The sequence below is a fragment of the Streptomyces sp. Ag109_O5-10 genome (assembly GCF_900105755.1).
Classification (GTDB): domain Bacteria; phylum Actinomycetota; class Actinomycetes; order Streptomycetales; family Streptomycetaceae; genus Streptomyces.
In genome coordinates this window covers 8,291,022-8,313,263 of the sequence record NZ_FNTQ01000001.1, presented here as the reverse complement: position 1 = coordinate 8,313,263, position 22,242 = coordinate 8,291,022, and the positions used below count along the sequence as shown (strand labels likewise).

General features: G+C 73.2%; 21 protein-coding genes and 1 pseudogene. 8 read left to right on the top strand and 14 right to left on the bottom strand.

Going from position 1 to position 22,242, the window contains the following annotated elements; all coding sequences use genetic code 11:
* The first annotated feature begins 12 nt into the window (after nt 1–12).
* Nucleotides 13–819 (top strand): SAM-dependent methyltransferase, encoded by an 807-nt coding sequence (locus BLW82_RS37880; protein ID WP_093506275.1) that lies wholly within the window; start codon nt 13–15, stop codon nt 817–819.
* 72 nt (nt 820–891) lie between these two features.
* On the opposite strand, the gene BLW82_RS37875 is transcribed toward BLW82_RS37880, so the two are convergent.
* The 4 genes from BLW82_RS37875 to BLW82_RS37855 all read right to left on the bottom strand — a co-directional run bounded on the left by BLW82_RS37875 (nt 892) and on the right by BLW82_RS37855 (nt 3,563).
* Nucleotides 892–1,749 carry a chitosanase gene (locus BLW82_RS37875; RefSeq protein WP_256216085.1) on the bottom strand — a complete coding sequence of 286 codons (858 nt, stop codon included), beginning with the start codon at nt 1,747–1,749 and terminating at the stop codon, nt 892–894.
* A gap of 126 nt (nt 1,750–1,875) precedes the next feature.
* The gene (locus BLW82_RS37870) at nt 1,876–2,091 is read right to left on the bottom strand and encodes a hypothetical protein (RefSeq protein ID WP_093508481.1); all 216 of its coding nucleotides are present in this window, start codon (nt 2,089–2,091) and stop codon (nt 1,876–1,878) included.
* 396 nt (nt 2,092–2,487) lie between these two features.
* Nucleotides 2,488–3,060 carry a dihydrofolate reductase family protein gene (locus BLW82_RS37860; RefSeq protein ID WP_093506269.1) on the bottom strand — a complete coding sequence of 191 codons (573 nt, stop codon included), beginning with the start codon at nt 3,058–3,060 and terminating at the stop codon, nt 2,488–2,490.
* A gap of 242 nt (nt 3,061–3,302) precedes the next feature.
* Nucleotides 3,303–3,563, bottom strand: a complete 261-nt coding sequence (locus BLW82_RS37855) for a DUF6343 family protein (RefSeq protein ID WP_093506267.1) — start codon at nt 3,561–3,563, stop codon at nt 3,303–3,305.
* 192 nt (nt 3,564–3,755) lie between these two features.
* Between BLW82_RS37855 and BLW82_RS37850 the strand changes: the two genes are divergently transcribed.
* On the top strand, nt 3,756–4,103 hold the full coding sequence (locus tag BLW82_RS37850) for a tetratricopeptide repeat protein (protein ID WP_093506265.1): 348 nt from the start codon (nt 3,756–3,758) through the stop codon (nt 4,101–4,103).
* 67 nt (nt 4,104–4,170) lie between these two features.
* Here the strand turns inward: BLW82_RS37850 and BLW82_RS37845 are convergent, their stop codons facing one another.
* From BLW82_RS37845 to BLW82_RS45855, 3 genes and pseudogenes are all read right to left on the bottom strand, one after another.
* Nucleotides 4,171–5,091 (bottom strand): M56 family metallopeptidase, encoded by a 921-nt coding sequence (locus tag BLW82_RS37845; RefSeq protein ID WP_093506263.1) that lies wholly within the window; start codon nt 5,089–5,091, stop codon nt 4,171–4,173.
* 6 nt (nt 5,092–5,097) lie between these two features.
* The gene (locus BLW82_RS37840; RefSeq protein WP_093506261.1) at nt 5,098–5,514 is read right to left on the bottom strand and encodes a BlaI/MecI/CopY family transcriptional regulator; all 417 of its coding nucleotides are present in this window, start codon (nt 5,512–5,514) and stop codon (nt 5,098–5,100) included.
* A gap of 106 nt (nt 5,515–5,620) precedes the next feature.
* Nucleotides 5,621–5,770, bottom strand: a pseudogene (locus BLW82_RS45855) (PepSY domain-containing protein); the annotation flags it as partial.
* Between the two features lie 122 nt (nt 5,771–5,892).
* Between BLW82_RS45855 and BLW82_RS37835 the strand changes: the two are divergent.
* Complete coding sequence (locus BLW82_RS37835; protein WP_093506259.1) at nt 5,893–6,537, top strand: peptide deformylase; 645 nt, start codon at nt 5,893–5,895, stop codon at nt 6,535–6,537.
* A 95-nt stretch (nt 6,538–6,632) separates the two neighbouring features.
* Here BLW82_RS37835 and BLW82_RS37830 read toward each other — a convergent pair whose 3' ends face one another.
* Nucleotides 6,633–8,060 (bottom strand): dihydrolipoyl dehydrogenase family protein, encoded by a 1,428-nt coding sequence (locus BLW82_RS37830; protein ID WP_093506258.1) that lies wholly within the window; start codon nt 8,058–8,060, stop codon nt 6,633–6,635.
* Nucleotides 8,061–8,196: 136 nt separating this feature from the next.
* Between BLW82_RS37830 and trxA the strand changes: the two genes are divergently transcribed.
* Entirely contained in the window at nt 8,197–8,577 is a 381-nt protein-coding gene (trxA, locus tag BLW82_RS37825; RefSeq protein WP_093506256.1) for a thioredoxin, read from the top strand.
* Between the two features lie 35 nt (nt 8,578–8,612).
* Here the strand turns inward: trxA and BLW82_RS37820 are convergent, their stop codons facing one another.
* On the bottom strand, nt 8,613–9,656 hold the full coding sequence (locus BLW82_RS37820; RefSeq protein WP_093506254.1) for a LacI family DNA-binding transcriptional regulator: 1,044 nt from the start codon (nt 9,654–9,656) through the stop codon (nt 8,613–8,615).
* Nucleotides 9,657–9,929: 273 nt separating this feature from the next.
* On the opposite strand from BLW82_RS37820, the gene BLW82_RS37815 reads away from it, so the two are divergent.
* Both BLW82_RS37815 and BLW82_RS37810 read left to right on the top strand, forming a co-directional pair.
* A complete protein-coding gene (locus tag BLW82_RS37815) occupies nt 9,930–10,601 on the top strand; it encodes a TetR/AcrR family transcriptional regulator (RefSeq protein ID WP_093506252.1) in 672 nt (223 codons plus the stop codon).
* A 9-nt stretch (nt 10,602–10,610) separates the two neighbouring features.
* The gene (locus tag BLW82_RS37810; protein WP_093506250.1) at nt 10,611–11,792 is read left to right on the top strand and encodes an FAD-dependent oxidoreductase; all 1,182 of its coding nucleotides are present in this window, start codon (nt 10,611–10,613) and stop codon (nt 11,790–11,792) included.
* Here BLW82_RS37810 and BLW82_RS37805 read toward each other — a convergent pair.
* Nucleotides 11,767–12,447: a TetR/AcrR family transcriptional regulator gene (locus tag BLW82_RS37805; RefSeq protein WP_177233197.1), complete on the bottom strand. Its 681-nt coding sequence runs from the start codon at nt 12,445–12,447 to the stop codon at nt 11,767–11,769. The two genes, BLW82_RS37810 and BLW82_RS37805, sit on opposite strands and share 26 nt — an antisense overlap.
* A gap of 101 nt (nt 12,448–12,548) precedes the next feature.
* Here BLW82_RS37805 and BLW82_RS37800 point away from each other — a divergent pair, with 101 nt between their 5' ends.
* Nucleotides 12,549–13,106 (top strand): NAD(P)H-dependent oxidoreductase, encoded by a 558-nt coding sequence (locus BLW82_RS37800; RefSeq protein WP_093506248.1) that lies wholly within the window; start codon nt 12,549–12,551, stop codon nt 13,104–13,106.
* A 63-nt stretch (nt 13,107–13,169) separates the two neighbouring features.
* On the opposite strand, the gene BLW82_RS37795 is transcribed toward BLW82_RS37800, so the two are convergent.
* Complete coding sequence (locus BLW82_RS37795; protein WP_093506246.1) at nt 13,170–14,051, bottom strand: LLM class F420-dependent oxidoreductase; 882 nt, start codon at nt 14,049–14,051, stop codon at nt 13,170–13,172.
* Between the two features lie 308 nt (nt 14,052–14,359).
* Here BLW82_RS37795 and BLW82_RS37790 point away from each other — a divergent pair, with 308 nt between their 5' ends.
* A complete protein-coding gene (locus BLW82_RS37790) occupies nt 14,360–15,334 on the top strand; it encodes an alpha/beta hydrolase (RefSeq protein ID WP_093506244.1) in 975 nt (324 codons plus the stop codon).
* A gap of 19 nt (nt 15,335–15,353) precedes the next feature.
* On the opposite strand, the gene BLW82_RS37785 is transcribed toward BLW82_RS37790, so the two are convergent.
* The 3 genes from BLW82_RS37785 to BLW82_RS37770 all read right to left on the bottom strand — a co-directional run bounded on the left by BLW82_RS37785 (nt 15,354) and on the right by BLW82_RS37770 (nt 22,047).
* Nucleotides 15,354–17,273: a right-handed parallel beta-helix repeat-containing protein gene (locus BLW82_RS37785; RefSeq protein ID WP_256216084.1), complete on the bottom strand. Its 1,920-nt coding sequence runs from the start codon at nt 17,271–17,273 to the stop codon at nt 15,354–15,356.
* Between the two features lie 183 nt (nt 17,274–17,456).
* On the bottom strand, nt 17,457–17,693 hold the full coding sequence (locus tag BLW82_RS37780) for a 2Fe-2S iron-sulfur cluster-binding protein (protein WP_371131522.1): 237 nt from the start codon (nt 17,691–17,693) through the stop codon (nt 17,457–17,459).
* Between the two features lie 226 nt (nt 17,694–17,919).
* Nucleotides 17,920–22,047, bottom strand: coding sequence for a bifunctional nitrate reductase/sulfite reductase flavoprotein subunit alpha (locus BLW82_RS37770; protein WP_093506236.1), 4,128 nt, complete (start codon nt 22,045–22,047; stop codon nt 17,920–17,922).
* Nucleotides 22,048–22,242: the final 195 nt, after the last annotated feature.

Below are 22,242 nucleotides of genomic sequence, written 5' to 3'. Positions count from 1 at the left end.
GAAAGGTCCAGCATGACCGACTCGCCCGCGGCGCGGGACATCGACACCAGCAGGCCCCACTCCGCCCGCATGTACGACTACTATCTGGGCGGCAAGGACCACTTCGACGTCGACAAGGTGGCCGCCGAGGCCGTTGCGTCCGCCTACCCGGGCATCTTCGTCTGCGCCCGGGAGAACCGCGCCTTCATGCACCGCGCCACCCGCGTCCTCGCCCGCGAGCACGGCATCCGGCAGTGGCTCGACATCGGCACCGGCATCCCCACCGAGCCGAACCTGCACCAGGTGGCCCAGTCCGTGGTGGCCGACGCGCGGGTGGTGTACGCCGACAACGACCCGCTGGTCCTCAAGTACGCCGAGCGTCTGATGCGCGGCACGGCGCAGGGCCGCACCACCTACATAGAGGCGGACGTCAACGACCCGCAGACGCTGCTCGACGACCCCGAACTGGCGGAAGTCCTCGACCTCGACCGGCCGGTGGCACTGTCCCTCAACGCCCTGATGCACTTCATCACGGACGCCCAGGACCCGTACGGGATCGTCAGCAGGCTGCTCGACGTGCTCCCCTCGGGCAGCGCGCTTGCGCTGAGCCACTGCACGCCCGACTTCGACCCGGACATCTGGCAGAAGGTCACCGACATCTACAGCAACGCGGGCACCCCGGTGCAGTTCCGCTCGCGGGCGGACGTGACGCGCTTCTTCGACGGGCTCGAACTGCTCGACCCCGGTGTCTCGGTGGGCCACCGCTGGCGCCCCGACGCCGAGCCGACCGCCACCGACGCGGAGGTCAGCCTCTGGACCGGGGTGGGCATCAAGCCGTAGAGCCACTGCGAGGGGGGAACAGCCTCCGGGCTGTCGTGCCGCATGGGGGTGCGGTACGACAGCCCGGGGGTGTCAGCCGATGTGGTAGCTGTCGCCGTAAACCTTCCAGTCCAACGGGGTGTTCAGACACAGGTTGCCCTTGTTCAGGAAGACCCGCTGCTCGGTGTCGACCCGGGTGGTGTCGCTGTGCGCCTCCTCCTGCTTCATGGCCCACACCCGGGCGTCCAGGAAGGCGTTGAGGTACGTCTTCTCGTTGCCGCCCTGCGCCGGCGGCTTGGCGTGGCCGAGGGCGCGCTTGCGTATGTTGCGGAAGCTGGTGGCGTCGTCGCCGTCGCCGTGCATGACGATGGCGTCGTAGTAGGTGAACTGCCCGAGCGTGCCGAGCCCGTCCGTCTTGCCCTGCTGCACGGCCGGGTTGAAGTACACACGGTCGCGTTCGTCGTTCTGGGCCTGCTGGAAGGCGGTGTCCTGGGCGGCCTTGCGCCAGTCCGCCGGGAAGTTCGGGTCCAGGCCGCTGTGCGAGTCGGTGCCGTTGACCCGGCGCAGGGCGGGGAGGTACTTGGCGAGCACGTTGCCGGGCTTGCGGTCGGTGTAGAGCTGGACGAGGTCGAGCATGTCGCCGGTGCCGGAGCAGAAGCCGATGATCCCGGCGGTGTAGCCGCGGCCGTCGCCGATGTCCTCGATGTACTTGTACTGCGCCTTCCAGTCGAGCGAGGAGTTCTCCGCGCTCGACACCAGCTTCATGGCGATCTCCTTCTTCGCCGGGTCGTCGAGGCCCACGCAGCTCGCGGCCGGCGCGGCGGCGGAGGCGTGCGCCGGGCGCAGCAGCACGGCTCCGGCACCGACGGCGGAGGCGCCGAGCAGGGCCAGCAGGGTGCGGCGGGAGGTCAGGACGGGGTTGGTCGTGGTGGTGTCGTTCGGGTTCCGCACAGCGGCTCCAGTGGGGGATTGAGGAGGTTCACCGATAGGAAGGTTTCCTATCAGTTGAGCGCACTGGTGTGTACCCGTCATGCAGAAAGTTCGTAGAGTCGAACAAGGCCGCCGACGCGGTCCGGGTCAGCCCGTGGCGGTCCAGGCGCGCGGGCCGATGCCGCGCCACTCGATCAGCTCGGGATCGTCGACCGTCGTACTGGCTTCGGGCAGGCCCGCGCGACGCAGGAACTCGACGATGTCGAGCAGGTGGTACGCGATGCCGACGTACTCCCCGCGGATGGTGACCCGCCGGCCGCCGTCGGGGCCGGGCGGCTGCACGATCACAGGCGCGCCTTCCATAGTCTCCGGATGCCCCCGGGCGGCCCGGATCATGCGGCGGGCCGCACTCTCGAACCGCACGGGACGAGCCGGCGCCGCCCGCGGCCCCCGCTCCTCGTGACGGTTGGCGGGGGGCGGGGGCGGCTACCCGGGCCGCGGCGGGCACGACGAGAGCGCCGCCGGGAGGAATCATGCCCGAGCTGCCGGACGTGGAGGGCTTCCGCGAGGTACTGGACTCCTGCGGCCGGGGACGCCGCGTCCGGCACGTGGAGGTGCGCTACGACACCGATCCGGTCTGCCCGCGCTGCGGCACTCTCCTGCGCTCCCGCCCGTCTCCGGCCGCCGCACGGTCTGGTGCCCGGCCTGCCGGCACTGACGCGGCCACCCGGCGCAGGCCGGGCCGGCCGCGGCACGCGGTCAGCGGACGACGTCGAAGACGTTCTTCTGCACGCCGTTCGCGTAGACCTCGTGCTCGACCAGCTTCAGCTGCTGGGTGTCCTTGTCCGAGGCGCTGAACAGCCGCTTGCCCGCGCCGAGCAGCAGGGGATGGACCAGCAGGTGGTAGCGGTCGATCAGGCCGGCGTCGGACAGCGCGTGGTTGAGCGCGGCACTGCCGTGCATGATGACCGGACCGCCCTCGGTCTGCTTGAGGGCGGCGACCTGGTCGATCGAGCGCAGGATCGTGGTCTCTCCCCAGTTCGACACCAGGTCACCCTCGGTGAGGGTGGTGGAGACGACGTACTTCGGCAGTGTCCTGTAGTGCGCGAACTCCGCCATGTCCGGCCATACCGGGCTGAACGCCTCGTAACTGGTCCGGCCCATCAGGACCGCGGTCGACTCCCTCTGCTCCCGCTCCTTGATCTCGAACGCCTCGGGGACGAACTCGACGCCCTTGAAGGTCCATCCGGAGTTCCGGTAGCCGGGCTCGCCGCCCGGGGCCTCGACGACACCGTCGAGGGAGATGAAGGCAGTGCTGATCAGGGTACGCATCGCGGATTCCTCGCGGTCCGGGGCCGCCGCGGGGCTCCGCGGTCTCCCCCACCCTCCAACCGACAACTTATTTTGTCAAGAAAACCTGCCTTGTCGGTCGCGCCACGACGGACACACTGGAGCACGGTGATGCCGTGCGGTCCCCCGCCCCTCAGGTACTCGACCGAGCAGGACCGTTCCCCCGCGGACGAGCGGCACCGGCACCGCGTCCGGCCGGATCGCGGGGCCCCCGGGGCCCGGCCTCAGCGCGGACCGACGCGCTCCCGGCGCAGCCTGCGGCCCACGACCAGCAGGTCCACGGCCGCCGCCACGGCCAGGGCCGCACAGACCGCGGCGAGGGTGACCAGAGCGCCACGGCCGGGGCTGTCACCCGCACCGGAGGCGGCGGCCCAGGCGGCGAACAGGGCAGCCGCCATGGCGAACAGGGGCAGGAAGAGACTGCTCAGCAGCCGGCGCAGCCGCATCGGGCTGCGGGCGGTGACCGGTTCGGTACCGGTCCGCATGCGGCGGCCACCGGCCGGCCCGGAGCGCGCCCGCCCGCGAGGATCGTGGTCCACAACTCTCCCCTTCCTCGGCGGTCTGGTGTCCGTCCACCGTCGCGTCGCCCACACCGGCACCGCCGAACCAACCCCTCCGCAGAATTGGTGGAATTTTCAACTACCCCTGTACGTTGTCGGCACCGAAGGAGGTCACGAGTGGACACCACCTACTACGACCAGGGAACCGCCGCCGAGCGCTGGGCGCGAGCGCAGCTGTTCTTCGACGCCAAGGACTACGCGGGCGCCGCGCAGGTGCTCGCCGGGCTGGTCGAGGAGGCGCCGGAGCAGACCGGACCCCGGCTGCTGCTGGCGCGCGCCTACTACCACTCGGCCCAACTGCGCCGCGCGGAGGCCGAGTTGCGCGAGATCATCGAGCGCGACCCGGTCGAGCACTACGCCCGGCTGATGCTGGGCCGTACGCTCCAGCGGCAGGCCCGGCACGAAGAGGCGGAGCCGCACCTGCGGATCGCCTCGGCGCTGGCCGGGGACTTCCCGGAGAAGTGAGCGGCAGCCGACGAGGAGGGGCCCCCGACGTGGTCGGGGGCCCCTTTCGCCGTCGTACGGTCGGCCCTCACAGCGGCGCGGCCGCGCGCAGGATCAGGAACAGCGTCACCGCCGAGTTGGCCGAGGACATCGCCGATGCGAGGGTGCCCGCCGCGGCGCTCCAGACGGCGAGGCCGGCCGCGGTGAACGTGGAGGGCCGGCCGCGAGCCACCGGGGCGGGGCCGAGCAGCGCGGCGACCCGGCGCGGCACCGGACCGGTGGCGGCGACCGCGGCCAGCGTCGGTGCCGGGGTGCCCGCGGAGAGCAGCGCGGCCTTGCCGATGGCCCGCGCGACCGTGCGCCGGTCCGCCACCGAGCGGGCCGCCTCCTCGTCCGCCCAGCGCTCGGCCGTGCAGCGGACGGCGGTGCGCAGGGGCCGCAGGAAGGGGTTGGCGCGTGCCGCCAGGTGGACGGCGAGCAGGTGCCGGTGGTGCCGCGCGGCGAGGTGGGCGCGTTCGTGGGCGAACAGGGCCCGGCGTTCGCCCGGGGCGAGGCCGTCCAGGAGCGCGGTGGTGACGACGATCCGGTCGGGCAGCGCGTAGGCGTAGGGGGTGCTGTCGGACAGTACGGCGACCGCACGGCCCGGCAGTGCGGTGAGCGCCCGGCGGGCCCGCCGGGTGACGCGGCGGTGCCGGTGGAGGGTGCGGCCGCACAGGACCGCGACCGCGGCGAGGGCGGGGATGGCGGCGCGGCCGGCGATCTCGTCGTGCGGGACGGCGGCCCGCACCTCCGGGTCGGACCAGCCGTCCGGGAGGGGGTTGCCGGGGAGCTGGGCGGTGCCGACCACCATCAGCAGGGCGAGGCAGAGCGTGCTGCACCCGGCCATGACCACGGCCACCGCGGTGAGCAGCCGGGTGCCGGTGCGCGGATGCAGCCGCCCCTCGGCCAGCCGGGCGACGGGCCACGCGGTCAGCGGCAGGACCAGCGGCAGAAAGACGAAGACCCCCATGGGCGGTCAGTCTTCCGTACCGCCCGGGCCCTCGGGCGGTACGTTCCGAGTGTTCACCGGGCCCGGTCCTGCGGCCTCCAGCAGGGCCCGCAGCACCTGCTCGTCACCGGGCGGCAGGGTGGTGACGAAGCTGGCGAGCACGGCCTCCCGGTCCTGTTCTCCGTCGAGGAGCCGGCGCATCCGCAGGGCGGCGAGCCGGGCCACGTCGGCGGTCGGCGTCCACAGGAAGGAGCGGCCCTGCCGTTCGCGGGCGACGACGTCCTTGGCGAGCAGCCGGGTCAGGATGGTCACCACGGTGGTGTACGCGAGGTCGCCGCCGAGCCGCTCCTGCACCCAGGCCGCGGTGACGGGGCCGCCGGCCTCGCGCAGCGTGGCCAGCACCTGGCCCTCCAGCTCCCCCTGCCCCCGCCGGGCCCGCGCCATAGCCCCGTCTCCCTCCGGCGTCGGCATGCGGTGACACGCGCATCGGCGTGTCCGACCACGCTACTTCACGCCGGCCCGGCCTCCGTACGTCCGCCGGCCGCGACTCGGCGACGAGCAGGAAGAGGGCGACCAGGACGCCGGCGTAGAAGTGCAGGCGCAGGACGAGGGGGCGCAGCGGGGCCCAGCGGCTCGGGGAGGCGGCCGGGACGACGGAGTGCGGGACCTCGTCCGTGGCGGTCGAGGGGGCGATGGACATAGAGGCTTCTCCGGGGACTGGTCGCGGGGCGGCGACGGTCCAGTAGTCGGACCGCTCCCCGGCGGAGTGCCCCGCACTCGAAGTGACCTGAGTCACACCCCATGCCATGGCATGCTGGCCCGATGGCATCTCCCAGCGATCGCGTACCCCTTGCCGAGCGGGTCGAGGAACTCCTCGCCCCCGGCGGCCCGTTGCCCATCGTCGCGGCCGGCGACCCGGTGCTGCGGCGCGGAGCCGAGCCGTACAACGGCCAGTTGGCCCCGGCCCTGCTGGCCCGCTTCGTCGAGTCGCTGCGGGTCACCATGCACGCGGCACCGGGCGTGGGCCTCGCCGCACCCCAGGTCGGGGTCCCGCTGCGGATCGCGGTCATCGAGGACCCGGCACCGGTGCCGGAGGAGGTGGGGGTGGCCCGGGGCAGGGTCCCGCAGCCGTTCCGGGTGCTGGTCAACCCGGTCTACCAGCCCGTCGGCACCGCCCGTGCCGCGTTCTTCGAGGGCTGCCTGAGCGTGCCGGGCTGGCAGGCGGTGGTGGCCCGGCCCGCGCGCGTCCGGCTGACCGGCGCGGACGAGCACGGGCACCCGCTGGACGAGATGTTCACGGGATGGCCGGCCCGCATCGTCCAGCACGAGACCGACCACCTCGACGGCACGCTGTACCTGGACCGGGCCGAGCTGCGCTCCCTCTCCTCCAACACGGCGATGGCGGAGCGCTGGACCCAGCCGACCCCGGCGGCGGCGGCCGAGGCCCTCGGTTTCGAACTGCCGTGACCACAGCGCCCCGTCAGGGGCGCGGGGTACTGCGCGACCAGCCACGACGGCGGTGCAGCCGGCCGACAACCGAGCGCGCAGTACCTTCACCAGGCTCAGCCGCGATACGCCTCGAGGAGCCGCAGCCAGACCTCGCTCAGCGTCGGATAAGACGGCACCGCATGCCACAACCGGCTGATCGGCACCTGTCCGGCCACGGCGATCGTCGCCGAGTGGATCAGCTCACCCACGCCCGGCCCCACGAACGTGACCCCGCGCAGGATCTCCGACTCCAGGTCGACGACCATCCGCGCCCGCCCCTTGTAGCCGTCGGCGTACAGGCCCGCCCCGGCGACCGACGAGAACTCGACGTCGACGGCCCGCACCCGGTACCCGGCCTGCTCCGCCTCCGCGAGGGAGAGCCCGACGGCCGCCGCCTCCGGGTCGGTGAAGACGACCTGCGGTACGGCGTGGTGGTCGGCGGTGGCCGCGTGCGCACCCCACGGCGTGTCCAGCAGCGGCGTGTCCGCGACGCGCGCCGCGATCGCCGCGCCGGCGATCCGGGCCTGGTACTTGCCCTGGTGGGTGAGGAGCGCCCGGTGGTTCACGTCCCCGACGGCGTAGAGCCAGTCGGTGCCCTCGACCAGGAGGGTGTCGTCGACGGACAGCCAGGAGCCCGGCTCCAGACCGACCGTGTCCAGGCCGATGTCGTCGGTGTGCGGGACGCGCCCCGTGGCGAAGAGGATCTCGTCGGCCTCGATGCGGTCGCCGCCGTCGGTCACGGCCACCACCGTGCCGTTCTCCCGGGTGACCGAGCGGACCGACGTACCGGTGCGGACGTCGACGCCGGCCTCCTTGAGCGCGTCGGCGACCAGTTCGCCGGCGAACGGCTCCATGCGGCCCAGCACGCCCTTGCGGCGGACCAGGAGGGTGACCCGGGAGCCGAGGGCCTGCCAGGCGGTCGCCATCTCGGTGGCGACGACACCGCCGCCGACGACGATCAGCCGGCCGGGTGCCTGCTGGGCGCTGGTGGCCTCGCGGCTGGTCCAGGGCTTGACCTCGGCGAGGCCGGGCAGGTCGGGCAGCTGGGCGCGGGTGCCGGTGGCGACGGCCACCGCGTGCCGGGCGGTGAGCGTGGTGAGGGTGCCGTCGGGGCCGGTCACGGTGACCGTGCGGGGCCCGGCGAGGCGGCCGTGGCCGCGGTACAGGTCGGCGCCGATGCCGTCCAGCCAGGCGACCTGGCCGTCGTCCTTCCAGTCCGAGGTGAAGTAGTTGCGGCGGGCGAGGACCGCGGCGGTGTCGAGGGGGCCCTGGACCGCCTGGGCGAGGCCCGGCAGGCGGCGGGCGTCGGACTGGGCGATGATCGGGCGCAACAGGGCCTTGCTCGGCATACAGGCCCAGTACGAGCATTCGCCGCCGACGAGTTCGCTCTCCACGACCGCGGTGGTGAGGCCGGCCGCACGGGTGCGGTCGGCGACGTTCTCCCCCACGGGCCCGGCCCCGAGCACCACAACGTCGTAAGCGATGGATTCCGTTTCCGTCATGGGGCCAGTCTTGCGGGTGGTGTGCGCGGAGGCCACACGGGTGGGCAGGCGGAATACCTGTCCGGCCGGACATGTTGTCGCGAGCGGTTCCGTCCCGCACCGGGGCGTCCCCCACATCAGGAAGAGGGAAGCACACATGAGCAGCACCGTGGAGCTCACCAAGGAGAACTTCGACCAGACGGTCACCGACAACGAGTTCGTCCTCATCGACTTCTGGGCGTCCTGGTGCGGCCCGTGCCGGATGTTCGCCCCGGTCTACGAGAAGGCCGCCCAGGACAACCCCGACCTGGTCTTCGCCAAGGTGGACACCGAGGCGCAGCCGGAGCTGGCGCAGGCCTTCGGCATCCAGTCGATCCCGACCCTGATGATCGTCCGCGACCAGGTCGCCGTCTTCGCCCAGCCCGGCGCCCTGCCGGAGGCCGCCCTGACGGACGTCATCGGCCAGGCCCGCAAGCTGGACATGGACGAGGTCCGCAAGAGCATCGCGGCGCAGCAGGGCGACGCGCAGGGCGAGTAGGAACGGGCAGGCCAGTGGCGCGGTGCCGGCCGGGGTCAGCTGGACTCGCGCTGCACGACCGAGGCGCCGAGCACCCGGTGCGTCTCCGGTTCGGCGCCGGGGTCCTGCACCACGCGGTCGACCAGTTCGGCCAGCTCCCGGCCGGAGGGCAGTGCGATGTGGATCGTGGAGAGCCGGGGCCGTAGCAGCCGGCCCAGCATCAGGTCGTCGGCGCCGAGCACCGCGGTGTCCTCGGGGACGCGCACGCCCATGTCCTGGAGGGCGCGCATCAGCAGCATGGCGTACTCGTCGTTGTACGCGAACACCGCGTCGATCCCCGACTCGGGCCAGCGCGCGGCGAGTTCGGCCGCCGACTGCTCCGTGTAGGCGAGCGGCACCGCGGTCACCCGGGCGTCGGTACCGTGCAGGGCCTGGCGCACGCCTTCGAGGCGGGGCCGGGAGTATCTCTCCAGGCCGGCCTCCTCGGGGACGACCACGCCGATCCGGCGCCGGCCGCGGGCGTACAGATGGCGTCCTGCGCAATGGCCGACGGCGTCGTGGTCCATGAGCAGGGCGTGGGCGCCCTCGACGCGTTCGGGGCCGAAGGTCACCACGGCACGGGCGCCGGCCCGCTTGAGGACCGAGACGCCCTCGGGGCCCAGTTCGGCGTCCGGGACCAGCACGGCCACCGGCCTCAACTCCGCCCAGGCGCGGGCCGCTTCGTCGCCGCGCAGGCCCGCGGTTCCGTACTGGACGACCGTGTAGTCGAGGCGACTGAGGGCCCACTGGAGTTCGTTGATGAACTGCCCGTGCAGCGGGCCCATCGCGATGGCCGGGGCGGGCATCAGGACCATCCGGCTGTGGCCGGCGCGCAGGCTGCGGGCGGCCGCGTGCGGGACGTACCCGAGTTCCTTCGCGGCCTCGTGGACCCGGCGGCGGGTGGGCTCGCTGATCCGGACGGCACTGGTGTTGTTGAGGACGTAGGAGACGGTCGCGCGGGAGACGCCCGCCAGGCGGGCCACATCGGCGCTCGTGGGGACCGCGCGCGGGACCGGCGACGCCGCGGGCGGTTTCGGGATGTGCACCATGACGTACGGCATCTTGGCAGAAGCCCGGGGAGGGGGGACGGGCGGGTCAAGGTGGTTGACAGTTAGACGAGTTGGGCCCTGATCAGCCGCCCCCAGGGGCCCTTCACGCGGACCCCGGAGGCCCCTCACGCGGACTCCGAAGGACTCCGAAGGCCCCCTCGAACGCGGACTCCGAAGGCTCTTCGCGCGGGCCTCGATCAGCCGGTCCGTGGGCTCTTCATCCCATCTGACGAACACGTTCGTCACGAACTTGTTCGCAACGAACGCGTTCGTTATGGTGGACGCATGCCAGCAACTCCCCGTTCCCGCCGGGAGCGTCCCGCCAAGCCCGCCCTGTCCAGGGAGGCCATCGTCGCCGCCGCCGTGGAGATCCTGCGCGCCGAGGGCCTGCACAAGGTCACCATGCGGCGCCTGGCCCAGGAGCTCGACACCGGACCGGCCTCGCTGTACGTCTACGTCCGCAACACCGCCGAGCTGCACGCGGCCGTCCTGGACGAGCTGCTCGGCTCCGTCGGCCCGGCACCGGCGGAGGGCGACTGGCGAGAGCGGCTGGAGCGGGTGCTCGTCGCGTACACACGGATGCTCATGGAGTATCCGAGTCTCGCCCGCTCCGCACTGACCGCGTGGCCGAGCGGCCCGCACTACCTGGACCTGATCGAGACCCTGCTGGGCCTGCTCGACGAGGGCGGGGTGCCGCGCGAGCGGGCCGCCTGGGGCGTCGACCTGCTGCTGCAGCGCGCCACCGCGACCGCCGCCGAGCACGCGGGCGAGGCGTCCCAGGAGGACTGGGACGCCCTCGGCCGGGCGCTGAGCCGGGTGTCGGACCGCACCCATCCGCACATCGCCGCCGCCTCCGGGGTGCTCCTGTCGGGCGCGCCCGAGGCCCGCGTGTCCTGGGCCTTCCAGGCCCTGATCAACGGCATCGAGCACACCGCCGTACCCGAACCCCATGACTAGGAGACCCCCATGTCCACTCCCCACCACCCCGTCGCGATCGTCGGGGCCGGTCTCGGCGGGCTCACGCTCGCCCGGGTGCTGCGGGTGCACGGCGTCGAGGCGGCCGTCTTCGACCTCGACGCGTCGGCGACGGCCCGCACCCAGGGCGGCATGCTCGACATCCACGACGATTCCGGCCAGCCGGCGCTGCGCGCGGCCGGGCTGTACGACGCGTTCCTGGCGCACGTCCACGCGGGCGGCCAGGCGACACGGGTCCTGGACAAGGACGCGCGGGTCGTGCTGGACATCCCCGACGACGGCACCGGCGGGCGGCCCGAGATCGACCGGGGAGACCTGCGCCGGCTGCTGACCGGCAGCCTCCCCGACGGGGTGATCCGCTGGGGCGCGAAGGTCACCGGCGCCCGCCCGCTCGGCGGCGGCCGGCACGAGGTGACCCTGGAGGACGGCGGCTCCTTCACGACCGATCTGCTGGTCGGCGCGGACGGTGCCTGGTCCCGGATCCGCCCGCTGGTCTCGGACGCGCGGCCCGCGTACACCGGGGTCTCGTTCGTGGAGGCGGACCTGCCGGACGCGGACGTACGGCACCCGGGGAGCGCCGAAGTGGTCGGCGCGGGCATGCTGTTCGCGCTCGGCGCGGGCCGGGGCCTCCTCGGCCACCGGGAGAGCGACGGCAGCCTGCACGTGTACACGGCGGTCGAGGCGCCCGAGGAGTGGCTGGACGGGATCGACTTCACCGACGCCGAGGCCGCCAGGCGGGCCGTGCTCGACCACTTCGGCGACTGGGACAAGTGCCTGCGGGCGCTGGTCGCGGACGCCGAGGGCCCGCTGGTGCCGCGGCGGATCCACGCCCTGCCGGTCGGCCACCGCTGGGACCGGGTCCCGGGGGTCACCTTGCTCGGTGACGCGGCGCACCTGATGTCGCCCTTCGCCGGCGAGGGCGCCAACCTGGCGCTGATCGACGGCGCCGACCTGGGCCTCGCGCTCGCCGCGCACCCCGGCGACCCCGAGGCCGCCCTGGCCGCCTACGAGGAGAAGATGTTCAGGCGTGCCGAGCGGTCCGCGGCGGACTCCGCGGCGAGCGCCGCCATGCTGTTCCGGGCCGACGCGCCCCAGGGACTTGTCGACATGTTCACCGGCGCCGGTCCGGACGGCGGCGAGATGGACGTCAGCGGGGCAGCGCCGTCCGCGTGACGCGGTCGACCAGGTCGGTCCAGCCGGCCTCCAGGCGCTCCATCGGCATCCCGCACTGCCTGGTCAGGTGGTGGATCTGGGCGGGGTCGAGGTAGGCGAGCAGCGTCTGGGCGAGCAGTTCGCAGTCGGCGGCCGGATCGATCTGCCGCAGCAGCACCGTCACGTGGGTGCGCAGTGCCTGGATCGGCGGATTGGCGTAGCGCCGGGTGGGCTCGGGCTGGGCGGCCAGCTGCAGGTCGAGCTGCTCGGCCGCGCGGTAGAGCACCGCGACGCCGAACGCCCTCAGCCGTTCGACCGGCGGGGCGCCGGGGCCGAGAGGCGGGGGCCCGCCCATGAAGTCCGCCTGGAGCTGTCGCGAGGAGTGGTCGAGCAGCGCCATCAGCAGTCCGGTACGGTCGCCGAAGCGGCGGAAGACCGTGCCCTTGCCCACCTCGGCCGCCGCGGCCACCGCTTCCATGGTCACGCCGGCCACCCCGTGCTCGGCGATCAGCCGGGCGGCGGCCTCCAGCAGCCGGGCGCGGTTGCGGGCCGCGTCGGCACGCAGGCACGGCTCTTCAGGAGCGGGTCCGACTTCGAGCAACTGTGGGGTGTCGAAGGGCTCCTGGGGCTGCGGGAGGGGCGGCAGGACGCTGGACATGAAGACAGCGTAAAGCATCGGGAACAGAACTGGACCGAGGTCCGCTTAGGGTGTTAGAAATTAACCGGACCTCGGTCCGGATTCGTTACGGCAGTGTTTCACCCCCCTTGGAGCTCCCCATGTCTGTCCGCATCCTTGCGCTCGTCGGCAGCCTTCGCGCCGGTTCGCACAACCGCCAGCTCGCCGAGGCGGCCGTCAAGCTCGCCCCCGAGGGTGCCGTCGTCGAGGTCTTCGAGGGCCTGGCCGACATCCCGTTCTACAACGAGGACATCGACGTGGCGGGCGACGTCCCGGCCGCCGCCGCGAAGCTGCGCGAGGCCGCCCAGGCCGCCGACGCGTTCCTGCTCTTCTCCCCCGAGTACAACGGCACCATCCCGGCCGTCCTGAAGAACGCCATCGACTGGCTGTCCCGCCCGTACGGCGCCGGCGCCTTCGGCGGCAAGCCGGTCGCCGTCGTCGGCACCGCCTTCGGCCAGTACGGCGGCGTGTGGGCGCAGGACGAGGCGCGCAAGGCCGTGGGCATCGCCGGCGGCAAGGTGATCGAGGACATCAAGCTGTCGATCCCCGGTTCGGTGACCCGCTTCGCCGAGACCCACCCGGCCGACGACACCGAGGTCGCCGCCCAGCTGACCGAGGTCGTCGCCCGCCTGCACGGCAACGTGGGCGTGGCCGCCTGACCCACCCCCCGAAAGGGGCCGGCGACCGCCGGCCCCTTTCGCGCGCCCCGCGTCCGCTCCCGCTCACTCGATCCCGGCGAGCCGCTCGACGGCCGGCGCGGCGAAGGTCTCCATCCAGCCCGAGGTCTCGCCGAGGCGCGGCGACAGGATGACGGTGTCGAGGCCGAGCTTGGCGTAGCCCTCGATGTCCCTCGTGAAGGCGTCCAGGTCGCCCGTGGTGACCGGCTCGGCGCCGTACGCGACGGTCTTGCGGATGGTGTCGTAGTCCCGTCCGACCTCGTCGCAGTGGCCGCGCAGCACCTCCAGTTTGTGCCGCAGCTCCTCCGCGGAGGAGGGGATGAGGTTGCAGGCGTCGGCGTACTGGGCCACCAGGCGCAGGGTCTTCTTCTCGCCCTGGCCGCCGATCATGATCTCGGGGTGCGGGGTGCTCACCGGCGCGGGCACGCAGAGCGTCTCGGCGAGCTGGTAGTACCGGCCCTCGAAGGGACCGTTGTTCTCCGGGTCCCACATCTGCAGACAGATCCTGAGCGCCTCCTCCAGCCGCTCGAAACGCTCCTTGAGCGGCGGGTAGGGCACGCCGAGTCCGTGGTGCTCACGGTCGTACCAGGCGGCACCGATGCCCAGGGTGGCCCGGCCGCCCGACACCACGTCCAGGGTGGTGGCGATCTTGGCGAGGAGCCCGGGATGCCGGTACGTCACTCCCGTCACCAGGGCGCCGAGCCGCACGGTCGAGGTGCGGCCGGCGAGGTAGCCGAGGGTGGTGTAGGCCTCCAGCATGGGGTCCTCGGCGCCGCCGTTGAACTCCATCTGGAAGTAGTGGTCCATCACCGACACCCAGCTGACGCCCGCCGCCTCGGCCGCGGCACCGGCGGCGGCGAGTTCGGCGCCGAGGGCGGGTCCGCCGCCGGGGTGGTTGAACCGGTTGATGTGCACGCCCACGCGCATGGCCGTTCTCCGTTCCGCCCTGAGGTTCCGCGCTGGAGTTCCGCGCTGGTGTTCCACATCGGTGTTCCGCGCCGACGTCCAGCGCCGGTCCCCTGATCCGCACTGATCGTCGTCCGCCACCTCGACGCTAGGTCCTGGAGCGCGCTCGAAGTCAAGCCCCGGCTTCGGCGGCCCGGCGTGTCCGCGCGTGTTTCCGGACAGGCACCCGCCGGACGGCGGGGAGCTTCGCCGACCGGCGGCCCCGGTGAGCGCACGACCGCCCGGATCATGGGCATACGAGCCGCAGAACCCCGGATCGAGGAGCCGCGATGACCGCCGTACCGCCCCCGTTCGACCCCGAACTCGCCGCCGCCCTGGAGCCGATCGAGGACGCGATCCCTCCGTCGTTCACGATGGCGGACATCACCGAGATCCGGCAGGGCCCGGGGATACGGCTCCTGGCCGAGCTGGACCTCACGATGGAGGGCGCGTTCGACGTGGAGGACCGTACGGTCCCCGGCCCCGCGGACGCCCCCGAGATCTCGCTCCTGGTCTGCCGCCCGGTCGCCCCGGCAGCCTCCGGTCCGCTCCCGGTGATCTACCACGTCCACGGCGGCGGCATGGTGGTCGGCAACAACCGGCTGGGCGTGGACGCCCCGCTGGCCTGGGCGAAGGAGCTGGGCGCGGTGGTGGTGTCGGTGGAGTACCGGCTGGCGCCCGAGCATCCGCACCCCGCGCCGGTCGAGGACGTGTACGCGGGGCTGCTGTGGACCGCGGAGCACGCGAAGGAGATCGGCGGCGACCCGGAACGGATCGTGATCGCGGGCGCCAGCGCGGGCGGCGGCCTCACGGCAGCCCTGGCCCTCCTCCTGAGGGACCGTCAGGGTCCGTCCGTGATCGGCCAGATGTTGCTCTGTCCGATGCTCGACGACCGCAACGACACCCCCTCCAGCCACCAGATGAAGGGCCTCGGCCTCTGGGACCGCACCTCCAACGAGACCGGCTGGACCGCCCTGCTCGGCGAGCGCCGGGGCGGCCCCGACGTCTCCCCCTACGCGGCCCCGGCGCGTGCCACCGACCTCACGAACCTCCCCCCGGCCTTCCTCGACGTCGGCTCCGCCGAGACCTTCCGCGACGAGACCGTCGCCTACGCCTCCCGCATCTGGCAGTCCGGCGGTATCGCCGAACTCCACGTCTGGCCCGGCGGCTTCCACGGCTTCGACGGCTTCGCCCCCCAGGCCGCCGTGTCCCGGTCGGCACGCGCGGCCCACATGGACTGGCTGCGGCGGGTGCTGGCCCGCTGACCGCCGGTCGGGTCCGCGGTCAGCGCGGGCCCAGCCCCAGTCTTCCGCGGTACGGCCACCGCGGGCCCGCCTCGGCCGTGATGGCGGCGCAGGTCGGGTGGGCGGGGCAGGGGGTGGTCGGGGTGAGGAGGGTGTTGGAGGTGAAGTGGAGGTGCTGGGGGTCGCCGCAGTCGGGGGCGGGGGGCCAGGCTCCCGGGTAGGGGCGGCGGGCGAGCCAGGCGGGGACCCTGTCGTCCCAGTAGTTGCCGGTGTAGCGGATGTTGCGGACGGGGCGGTTGCCCCAGTTCTCGCTGCATCCGCCGATGGAGGCGACGTAGTCGTGGACGACGTTGTCGCGGACGGTGACGCGGTTGCTGGAGTCGTCGGTGTAGATGCCGACGTTCCAGACGGCGCCCGGACTGTCGGTGACGGCGTTGCGGGCGACCAGGGCGCCGTCCGCGTAGGAGGGGCCCTGGTCGCCGCGCAGGTAGATGCCGCCGCCGTCGGCCAGCAGGCGGTTGGTGGCGAAGACCCGGTTGCCGAGGACGCGGTTGCGGCGGGTCAGGCCGCGCAGGTCCTCGCTGGGGCCGGAGAGGATGCCGGTGTAGGGGACGTGGTCGACCTGGTTGTGGGCGATGAGGGTGTCCTGGGTGGCGCTGTTCCAGACGGCGGAGGCGGCGCGGTACTCGGCGCCGATGCGGTGGATCCAGTTGTCCGTGATCCGGTTGCCCGCGTTCCTGCCGCGGGTGGCCGGTGGCAGGACGCCCAGCGTGATGCCGCCGTCGGAGATGTCCGTGAAGACGTTGCCGGTGACCGTGGTGTGCGAGGTGCCGGCGGTGAGGGTGAGGCCCTGGGCACCGAGGTGGACGAAGCGGTTGCCGGTGAGGGTGATGCGGTCCGCGTACCGGAAGGTGACGTTGCCGGGGACGGTGTGAACGGTGATGTCGCCGCCCTGGCCCGGGCGCATGTACATGCTCCAGGCGGCGGCGAAACCGGCCGGTTCGTTCGGTGCCAGCCAGGTGGCGTGGGCGAAGGTCAGGCCGCGGAGGGTGAGGTCGTGGAGCGGGCGGGAGGCCCCCGTCCCGGTGCCGCTGAGCAGGGTCTGGAGGGTGGGGGCGAGGACCTCGGTGCGGGTCATGTCCTGACCGGGTCGGGGGCGGTAGAGGAGGGTGTGGTGGCCGGGGCGGGAGCGGTCCAGGTACCAGGTGCCGGTGCGGGTGAGGAAGTCGGCGGCGTTCTCGACGTCGTGGGTCCGGGTGAGGGCGTCCGCGCCGTAGAGGGTCCGGGCCAGCCGCCAGCAGGGCTGGTCCATGGTGATCGTGGTCCTCGTGGGGGTGGCGGCGGACGCGGAGATCGCCTTCACGCCGCAGCGGCCTTCCGCGTAGTCGTAGCGGTAGACGACTTCGAGGTCGGCGGGGCGGTGCCAGGAGAGGGGCAGCCCGCTGGTCGTGGTGTAGCCGGTGGCGGTCAGGGTGAGTCTGCCGGGCAGGGGTGCGCCGAGGGACGCCCGTGGGGCCCGGTGGCCGTCGACGTAGAGCTGGCGGGTCTCCAGGCCTCCCACGTCGGCACGCCAGACGCCGGGGCGGCCGGGATCCGGGCGCCAGCCGGTGACGGGCCGGCCGCCGCTGAGGGTGACCGGTTCCTGGTGCGCGGTGCCGTAGCCGTACGCCTGGTAGACCACCCGGTGGCCGTGCCGGCCGGAGTCGGCGGCGGTCAGGCGGAGGGGGGAGGTGAGGCGGTAGGTGCCGGCGCGCAGGTTCACCGTGACGTCCGAGGTCATGCGCGGGGCGACGGCCCGTACCGCGCGCTGCGCGCGGGCCGGGGTCGCGAAGGGGTGGTCCAGGGTGCCGGGCCCGTGGTCGTCGCCCCAGGGGGCCACGTAGAGCCGGATGGGTGAGGGGTGGTGCGGGGCCGGTGTGCCGGCCGTCGATGCCAGTGCGGCCGCCACGGCCAGGGTCACGGCCGCACTCCCCCGTGCTGTCCTCACGTCTCGTACCTCCCGCTCGTCGGATGGACCCCATCGTCGGGCGGGCGTGGTCGCGGGCGCGTCGGCCGATCGTCTGTGCCCGGGCGTCCATGGTCCATGCCTCGGCATCTTTGGTCGCCCTTCGCGGGTCGGAAGGTGACGGAGCGGGGCCGGGGCTCAACCTCCGCTCGCCGAAGCCTTCTTGCTCGCCTCCCTGATCCTGGGGCAGGTGCCGCGGCGGCGGACGTTCTCGATGGCGTCGATGGCGGCGTCCGTCGGGTGCGGGGTGCGTTCGAGGAGGGCGGCGGCCGCCGTGATCCGGCCGGGCCGGCGGAAGCCGCACCCGGCCACGTCGCAGGCCGGCCAGGCCTGTCGGACGGGGTGCAGGGTGTCGCCGTCGGCGAGTCCCTCGATGGTGGTGACCGTACGCTCCGCGCAGTGGGCGACCGGGACCGTGCACGGCTGGATCTCCTCGCCGTACCGCCGGATGACGCGTCATGTCCGCATGTCCAGGAGCGGTTGACGCATGCCGGGCATCTGCTGGACTGGCCGGTGCGCACCCCGCAGGACCGGTTCCGGCTGCGACTCGCCCTCACCATGCACCATCTGATGGGCAGTCGGTGAACCGGCCGTCATCCGGTCAGTAGACGTCGCGGACGTAACGCCGCTCCGCGGCCAGCTGTCTGACGTACACCGTCGCCTCGTCCTCGGTCAGTCCGCCGTGCGCGCCGGCGATGTCCTTCAGGGCCCGCTCGACGTCGTTGGCCATCCGGGAGGCGTCGCCGCAGACGTAGAAGCGGGCGCCGTCCTGGAGCCAGGACCACAGCAGCGGGCCGTGTTCGCGCATCCGGTCCTGGACGTAGACCTTGGCACGCTGGTCGCGGGAGAAGGCGGTGTCGAGGCGACTGAGGGTGCCGTCGGCGAGCAGGGCGGTGAGTTCCCGCTCGTAGTAGAAGTCGGTGGCCCGGTGCTGTTCGCCGAAGAACAGCCAGTTGGGGGCGCGGTGGCCGCGGGCGCGGCGTTCTTCGAGGAAGCCGACGAACGGCGCCACGCCGGTGCCGGGGCCGACCATGACCATGGGGGTCGCCGGGTCGGCGGGCGGCCGGAAGTGCGGGGAGCGCTGGACGTGCACCGGGACCGGCGTGCCGGGTTCGGCCTCGGCGAGGAACGGCGAGCAGACGCCCTGCCTGCGTCGGCCGCGCAGGTTCTCGTAGCGGACGACGGAGACGGTGAGCGAGACCTGGTGGGGGTCGGTCAGCGGGCTGGACGAGATGGAGTAGAGGCGGGGCCGGAGCCTGCCGAGGACGCCGGCCCACTCCTGGGCGCCGGCCCGGATCCCGAACTCGGCGACGACGTCGACCGCCTGGCGGCCCCAGGACCACTTGGCCAGCCCGTCCTTGTTGTCGGGGCGCAGCAGCTTGCGCAACTCGCGCGGGTCACGGGTGCGTTCGGCGGCGAAGCGGAGCAGGTCCGGGGTGACGCGGGTGATGTCCAGGTGGCGGGAGAAGGCCTCGGCGAGGGGGACTTCGCCGACTCCGTTCACTTCCACGGCCGTTGCGGCGTCGAGACCGGTGACGTCCAGCCATTCCGCCACCAGGTCAGGGGAGTTGAGTGGGCGGACACCGAGCGCGTCGCCCGCCTCGTAGACCAGTGGGGTCTCGCCGTCGCGGGTGTCGAAGGTGAAGCGGCGGACCTCCTTGCCGGCGCCGGGCAGGCTGAGCAGCCGGTTGCCGACGAGGCGGGCGGTGAGGGGGACCGGGCGCCGGGACCTGGCGGGCGCGGGGGCCGGGTCCGCCGCGGCGGACGACGTGGGCTCGTGCTGCAGGGCCATGAGCACCTGGTCCAGCCAGGCCGCCGCCCGGGTCTCGTAGTCCGGTTCGCAGTCGGCGCGCGGCGTGATCCGGACCGCGCCGAGCTCGTCCATCCGGCTGTCCAGGCGTCGCCCGTGCCCGCAGAAGTCGTCGTAGCTGGAGTCGCCGAAGGCCAGCACGGCGTACCGGCGGCCCGCGAGGGGCCCGGCATCGAGGGCGGCGAGGCCGTCCCAGAAACCGGCGCCGTTGTCGGGGGCGTCGCCGTCGCCGAAGGTGCTGGTGATCAGGAGCAGGTCGGCGCCCGGGGGCAGGGCGGCCGGGTCGGCCTGGTCCATGGCGACGAGGGAGACCGCGTGGCCGCCCGCGGTGAGGCGCTCGGCGGCGGTGGCGGCGAAGTCCTCGGCGTTGCCGGTCTGCGAGGCCCAGAGCACCACCACCTGGCGGCCGGGCGTGGGCAGCGGGGCCGGGACCGCGGCAGACCGGGAGTACATGCCGGCGAGGGCGCCGTTGACCCACAGGGCGTGGTCGGGGCTGAACGGCGCGTCCGGCGAGAGCACGGGGACGCCCGGGGCGCCGGCCGGGATGCCGGCGAGGAAACCGACCAGGTACTGCCGTTCGGCCGCGGTGAGGACCGGCGGTGGGGCGGGGTCGAGGCCGAACACCGAGGCGGCGGACGGCACCGGCACCGCGGTGGGCGCGACGACGGCGGCAACGGGCCCGTCGAGGGCGGCGGGAGCCTCCTGGGCACCGGGCACCTGCACGCTCACCGGCGTGGCCACCTTGGTCAGCGACACCGCGCTCACCTTCAGCTCGGGCTGGAACGACAGGGGGTCCACCGCGTCGCTGGTCACCGCGTTGACGCTGAGGTACTCGCCGAACAGGTCGTTCCAGTGGAAGGGCGCGAAGCAGGTTCCGGGCAGCACCCGGTCGGTGACGACCGCGGGCAGTACCGCCCGGCCGCGCCGTGAGGCGACCTCCACGGAGTCGCCGTCGGCGAGCCCGAGCGCGGCCGCGTCCTCGGGGTGCACCTCGACGAACGGGCCGGGGTTGAGCCTGTTCAGCCTGGCGACCTTCGCGGTCTTGGTCAGGGTGTGCCACTGGTGCTGGAGGCGGCCGGTGTTCAGGACGAACGGGTGGTCGTCGTCCGGCATCTCGGCGGGGTCCAGGTGCGGCCTGGCGTGGAAGACGGCGCGTCCGGAGGCGGTGGCGAAGGTGAGGGTGCCATCGGTGTCGAGGTAGCGGACGGGGTTGCGGTCGGGTCCCTCGGCGGTGGCGGCCGGCCACTGGACGGGGGCGGCGCGCAGCCGGTCGTAGGTCACGCCCCGCAGGTCGTAGCCGGTCTGCGGGTTGTGGAAGCGCTTGATCTCCTCGAAGATCTCCTCCGCGCTGTCGTAGCAGAAGCCGTCCTCGTACCCCATCGCGCGGGCCACGCCGGCGATCAGCCGCCAGTCGGCGGTGGCCTCGCCGGGCGGGTCGGCGGCGGGGCGGGCGAGGGTGAGGGTGCGCTCGCTGTTGATGAGGACGCCCTCGGTCTCGGTCCACAGGGCGGCGGGCAGGACGACGTCCGCGTAGGCGTTGGTCTCGGTGTCGGTGAAGACGTCCTGGGTGACGACGAACTCGGCGGCCTCCAGGCCCTCGATGACGGACCGGCGGTTGGCGACGGAGGCGACCGGGTTGGTGCAGATGATCCAGCAGGCCTTGATCTCGCCGTCGGCCATCTTCCGGAACATCTCCACCGTGCCCTTGCCGACGCCGTCGGCGCGGATCGACCCGGGCGCCAGCCCCCACTGCTCCTCGACGAAGGCGCGGTCGGCGTCGACGAGCACCGACCGCTGGCCGGGCAGTCCGGGACCCATGTAGCCCATCTCGCGGCCGCCCATGGCGTTGGGCTGGCCGGTGAGGGAGAGCGGGCCGCTGCCGGGGCGGCAGATCTTCCCGGTTGCCAGGTGCAGGTTGACCAGGGCGTTGGTGTTCCAGGTGCCGTGCGTGGACTGGTTGAGGCCCATGGTCCAGCAGCTGGTCCACTCCCCCGCCTCGCCGATCAGCCGGGCGGCCGCGCGCAGGTCGGCCTCGGGGATGCCGGTGATGTCGGCGACGGCGGCGGGCGGGTAGCCGGCGAGGAACTCCGGCATCGCCTCCCAGCCCTCGGTGTGGGCGGCGACGAAGTCCGGGTCGGTGTGCCCGTTCGCGTGCAGCAGGTGGAGCAGTCCGTTCAGGAGGGCGAGGTCCGTGCCGGGTCTCACCTGGAGGAACAGGTCGGCCTTGTCGGCCGTGGCGGTCCGGCGCGGGTCCACGACGATCAGCTTCGCGCCCGCCTTCACCCGGTCCATCAGACGCAGGAAGAGGATGGGATGGCAGTCGGCCATGTTGGCGCCGATGACGAGGAATACGTCCGCCCGGTCGAGGTCCTGGTACGAGCCGGGCGGGCCGTCGGCACCGAGCGAGAGCTTGTAGCCGGTGGCGGCGCTGGCCATGCACAGCCGGGAATTGGACTCGATGTTGTTGGTGCGCAGCCACCCCTTGGTGAGCTTGTTGGCGAGGTACTGGGCCTCCAGGCTCATCTGGCCGGAGACGTAGAGGGCGACCGCGTCCGGGCCGTGCTCGTCGACGATCGCCCGCAGCCGGCGCGCGGTCTCCGCGACCGCCGCGTCCACGGCCGAGGGCACCGCCTCCGCGCCCCGCTCGGGCCGCAGCAGGGCGGTGGTCAGCCGGCCGGGAGCGGCGAGCATGTCGGCGGTGGTGGCGCCCTTCGTGCAGAGCCGGCCAAAGTTGGCCGGGTGCTCCTTGTCGCCGGACGCCTGCAGGACGGTACGGCGGCCGTCCGGGCCCCTGCCGACGTCCAGGACCATGCCGCAGCCGACCCCGCAGTACGAGCAGACGGTCCGCACCCTGCGGGTGCCGGTGCTGCGCGAGTCCGGCGCGGCCACGGGCGCCCCCTGTTCCTGCTCGTCTGCCATTTCCGTCCGGTCCCGACGGTAGGGAGGGCTGATTACACCGGCGTCACCGCTCCCGATCAACGGGGGTTAAGGCCGCCGCACAGCCGCGCTCGGGGCGATGTGAGCGAGAGCGCCCGAGGTACCGGCCGGAGCGGTTCCGGGATGCGCCGTGCCGGGACCTGTTGCACGATGAGGGCGGCCGAGGGAGGGGGCAGG

Excerpts from the sequence above, each read along its gene's own strand:
- BLW82_RS37880 (WP_093506275.1), top strand. The coding sequence starts at position 13 with ATGACCGACTCGCCCGCGGCGCGGGACATCGACACCAGCAGGCCCCAC.
- BLW82_RS37870 (WP_093508481.1), bottom strand. The coding sequence starts at position 2,091 with ATGGAAGGCGCGCCTGTGATCGTGCAGCCGCCCGGCCCCGACGGCGGC.
- BLW82_RS37860 (WP_093506269.1), bottom strand. The coding sequence starts at position 3,060 with ATGCGTACCCTGATCAGCACTGCCTTCATCTCCCTCGACGGTGTCGTC.
- BLW82_RS37855 (WP_093506267.1), bottom strand. The coding sequence starts at position 3,563 with ATGCGGACCGGTACCGAACCGGTCACCGCCCGCAGCCCGATGCGGCTG.
- BLW82_RS37845 (WP_093506263.1), bottom strand. The coding sequence starts at position 5,091 with ATGGGGGTCTTCGTCTTTCTGCCGCTGGTCCTGCCGCTGACCGCGTGG.
- BLW82_RS37840 (WP_093506261.1), bottom strand. The coding sequence starts at position 5,514 with ATGGCGCGGGCCCGGCGGGGGCAGGGGGAGCTGGAGGGCCAGGTGCTG.
- BLW82_RS37835 (WP_093506259.1), top strand. The coding sequence starts at position 5,893 with ATGGCATCTCCCAGCGATCGCGTACCCCTTGCCGAGCGGGTCGAGGAA.
- BLW82_RS37830 (WP_093506258.1), bottom strand. The coding sequence starts at position 8,060 with ATGACGGAAACGGAATCCATCGCTTACGACGTTGTGGTGCTCGGGGCC.
- trxA (WP_093506256.1), top strand. The coding sequence starts at position 8,197 with ATGAGCAGCACCGTGGAGCTCACCAAGGAGAACTTCGACCAGACGGTC.
- BLW82_RS37820 (WP_093506254.1), bottom strand. The coding sequence starts at position 9,656 with ATGCCGTACGTCATGGTGCACATCCCGAAACCGCCCGCGGCGTCGCCG.
- BLW82_RS37815 (WP_093506252.1), top strand. The coding sequence starts at position 9,930 with ATGCCAGCAACTCCCCGTTCCCGCCGGGAGCGTCCCGCCAAGCCCGCC.
- BLW82_RS37810 (WP_093506250.1), top strand. The coding sequence starts at position 10,611 with ATGTCCACTCCCCACCACCCCGTCGCGATCGTCGGGGCCGGTCTCGGC.
- BLW82_RS37805 (WP_177233197.1), bottom strand. The coding sequence starts at position 12,447 with ATGCTTTACGCTGTCTTCATGTCCAGCGTCCTGCCGCCCCTCCCGCAG.
- BLW82_RS37800 (WP_093506248.1), top strand. The coding sequence starts at position 12,549 with ATGTCTGTCCGCATCCTTGCGCTCGTCGGCAGCCTTCGCGCCGGTTCG.
- BLW82_RS37795 (WP_093506246.1), bottom strand. The coding sequence starts at position 14,051 with ATGCGCGTGGGCGTGCACATCAACCGGTTCAACCACCCCGGCGGCGGA.
- BLW82_RS37790 (WP_093506244.1), top strand. The coding sequence starts at position 14,360 with ATGACCGCCGTACCGCCCCCGTTCGACCCCGAACTCGCCGCCGCCCTG.
- BLW82_RS37770 (WP_093506236.1), bottom strand. The coding sequence starts at position 22,047 with ATGGCAGACGAGCAGGAACAGGGGGCGCCCGTGGCCGCGCCGGACTCG.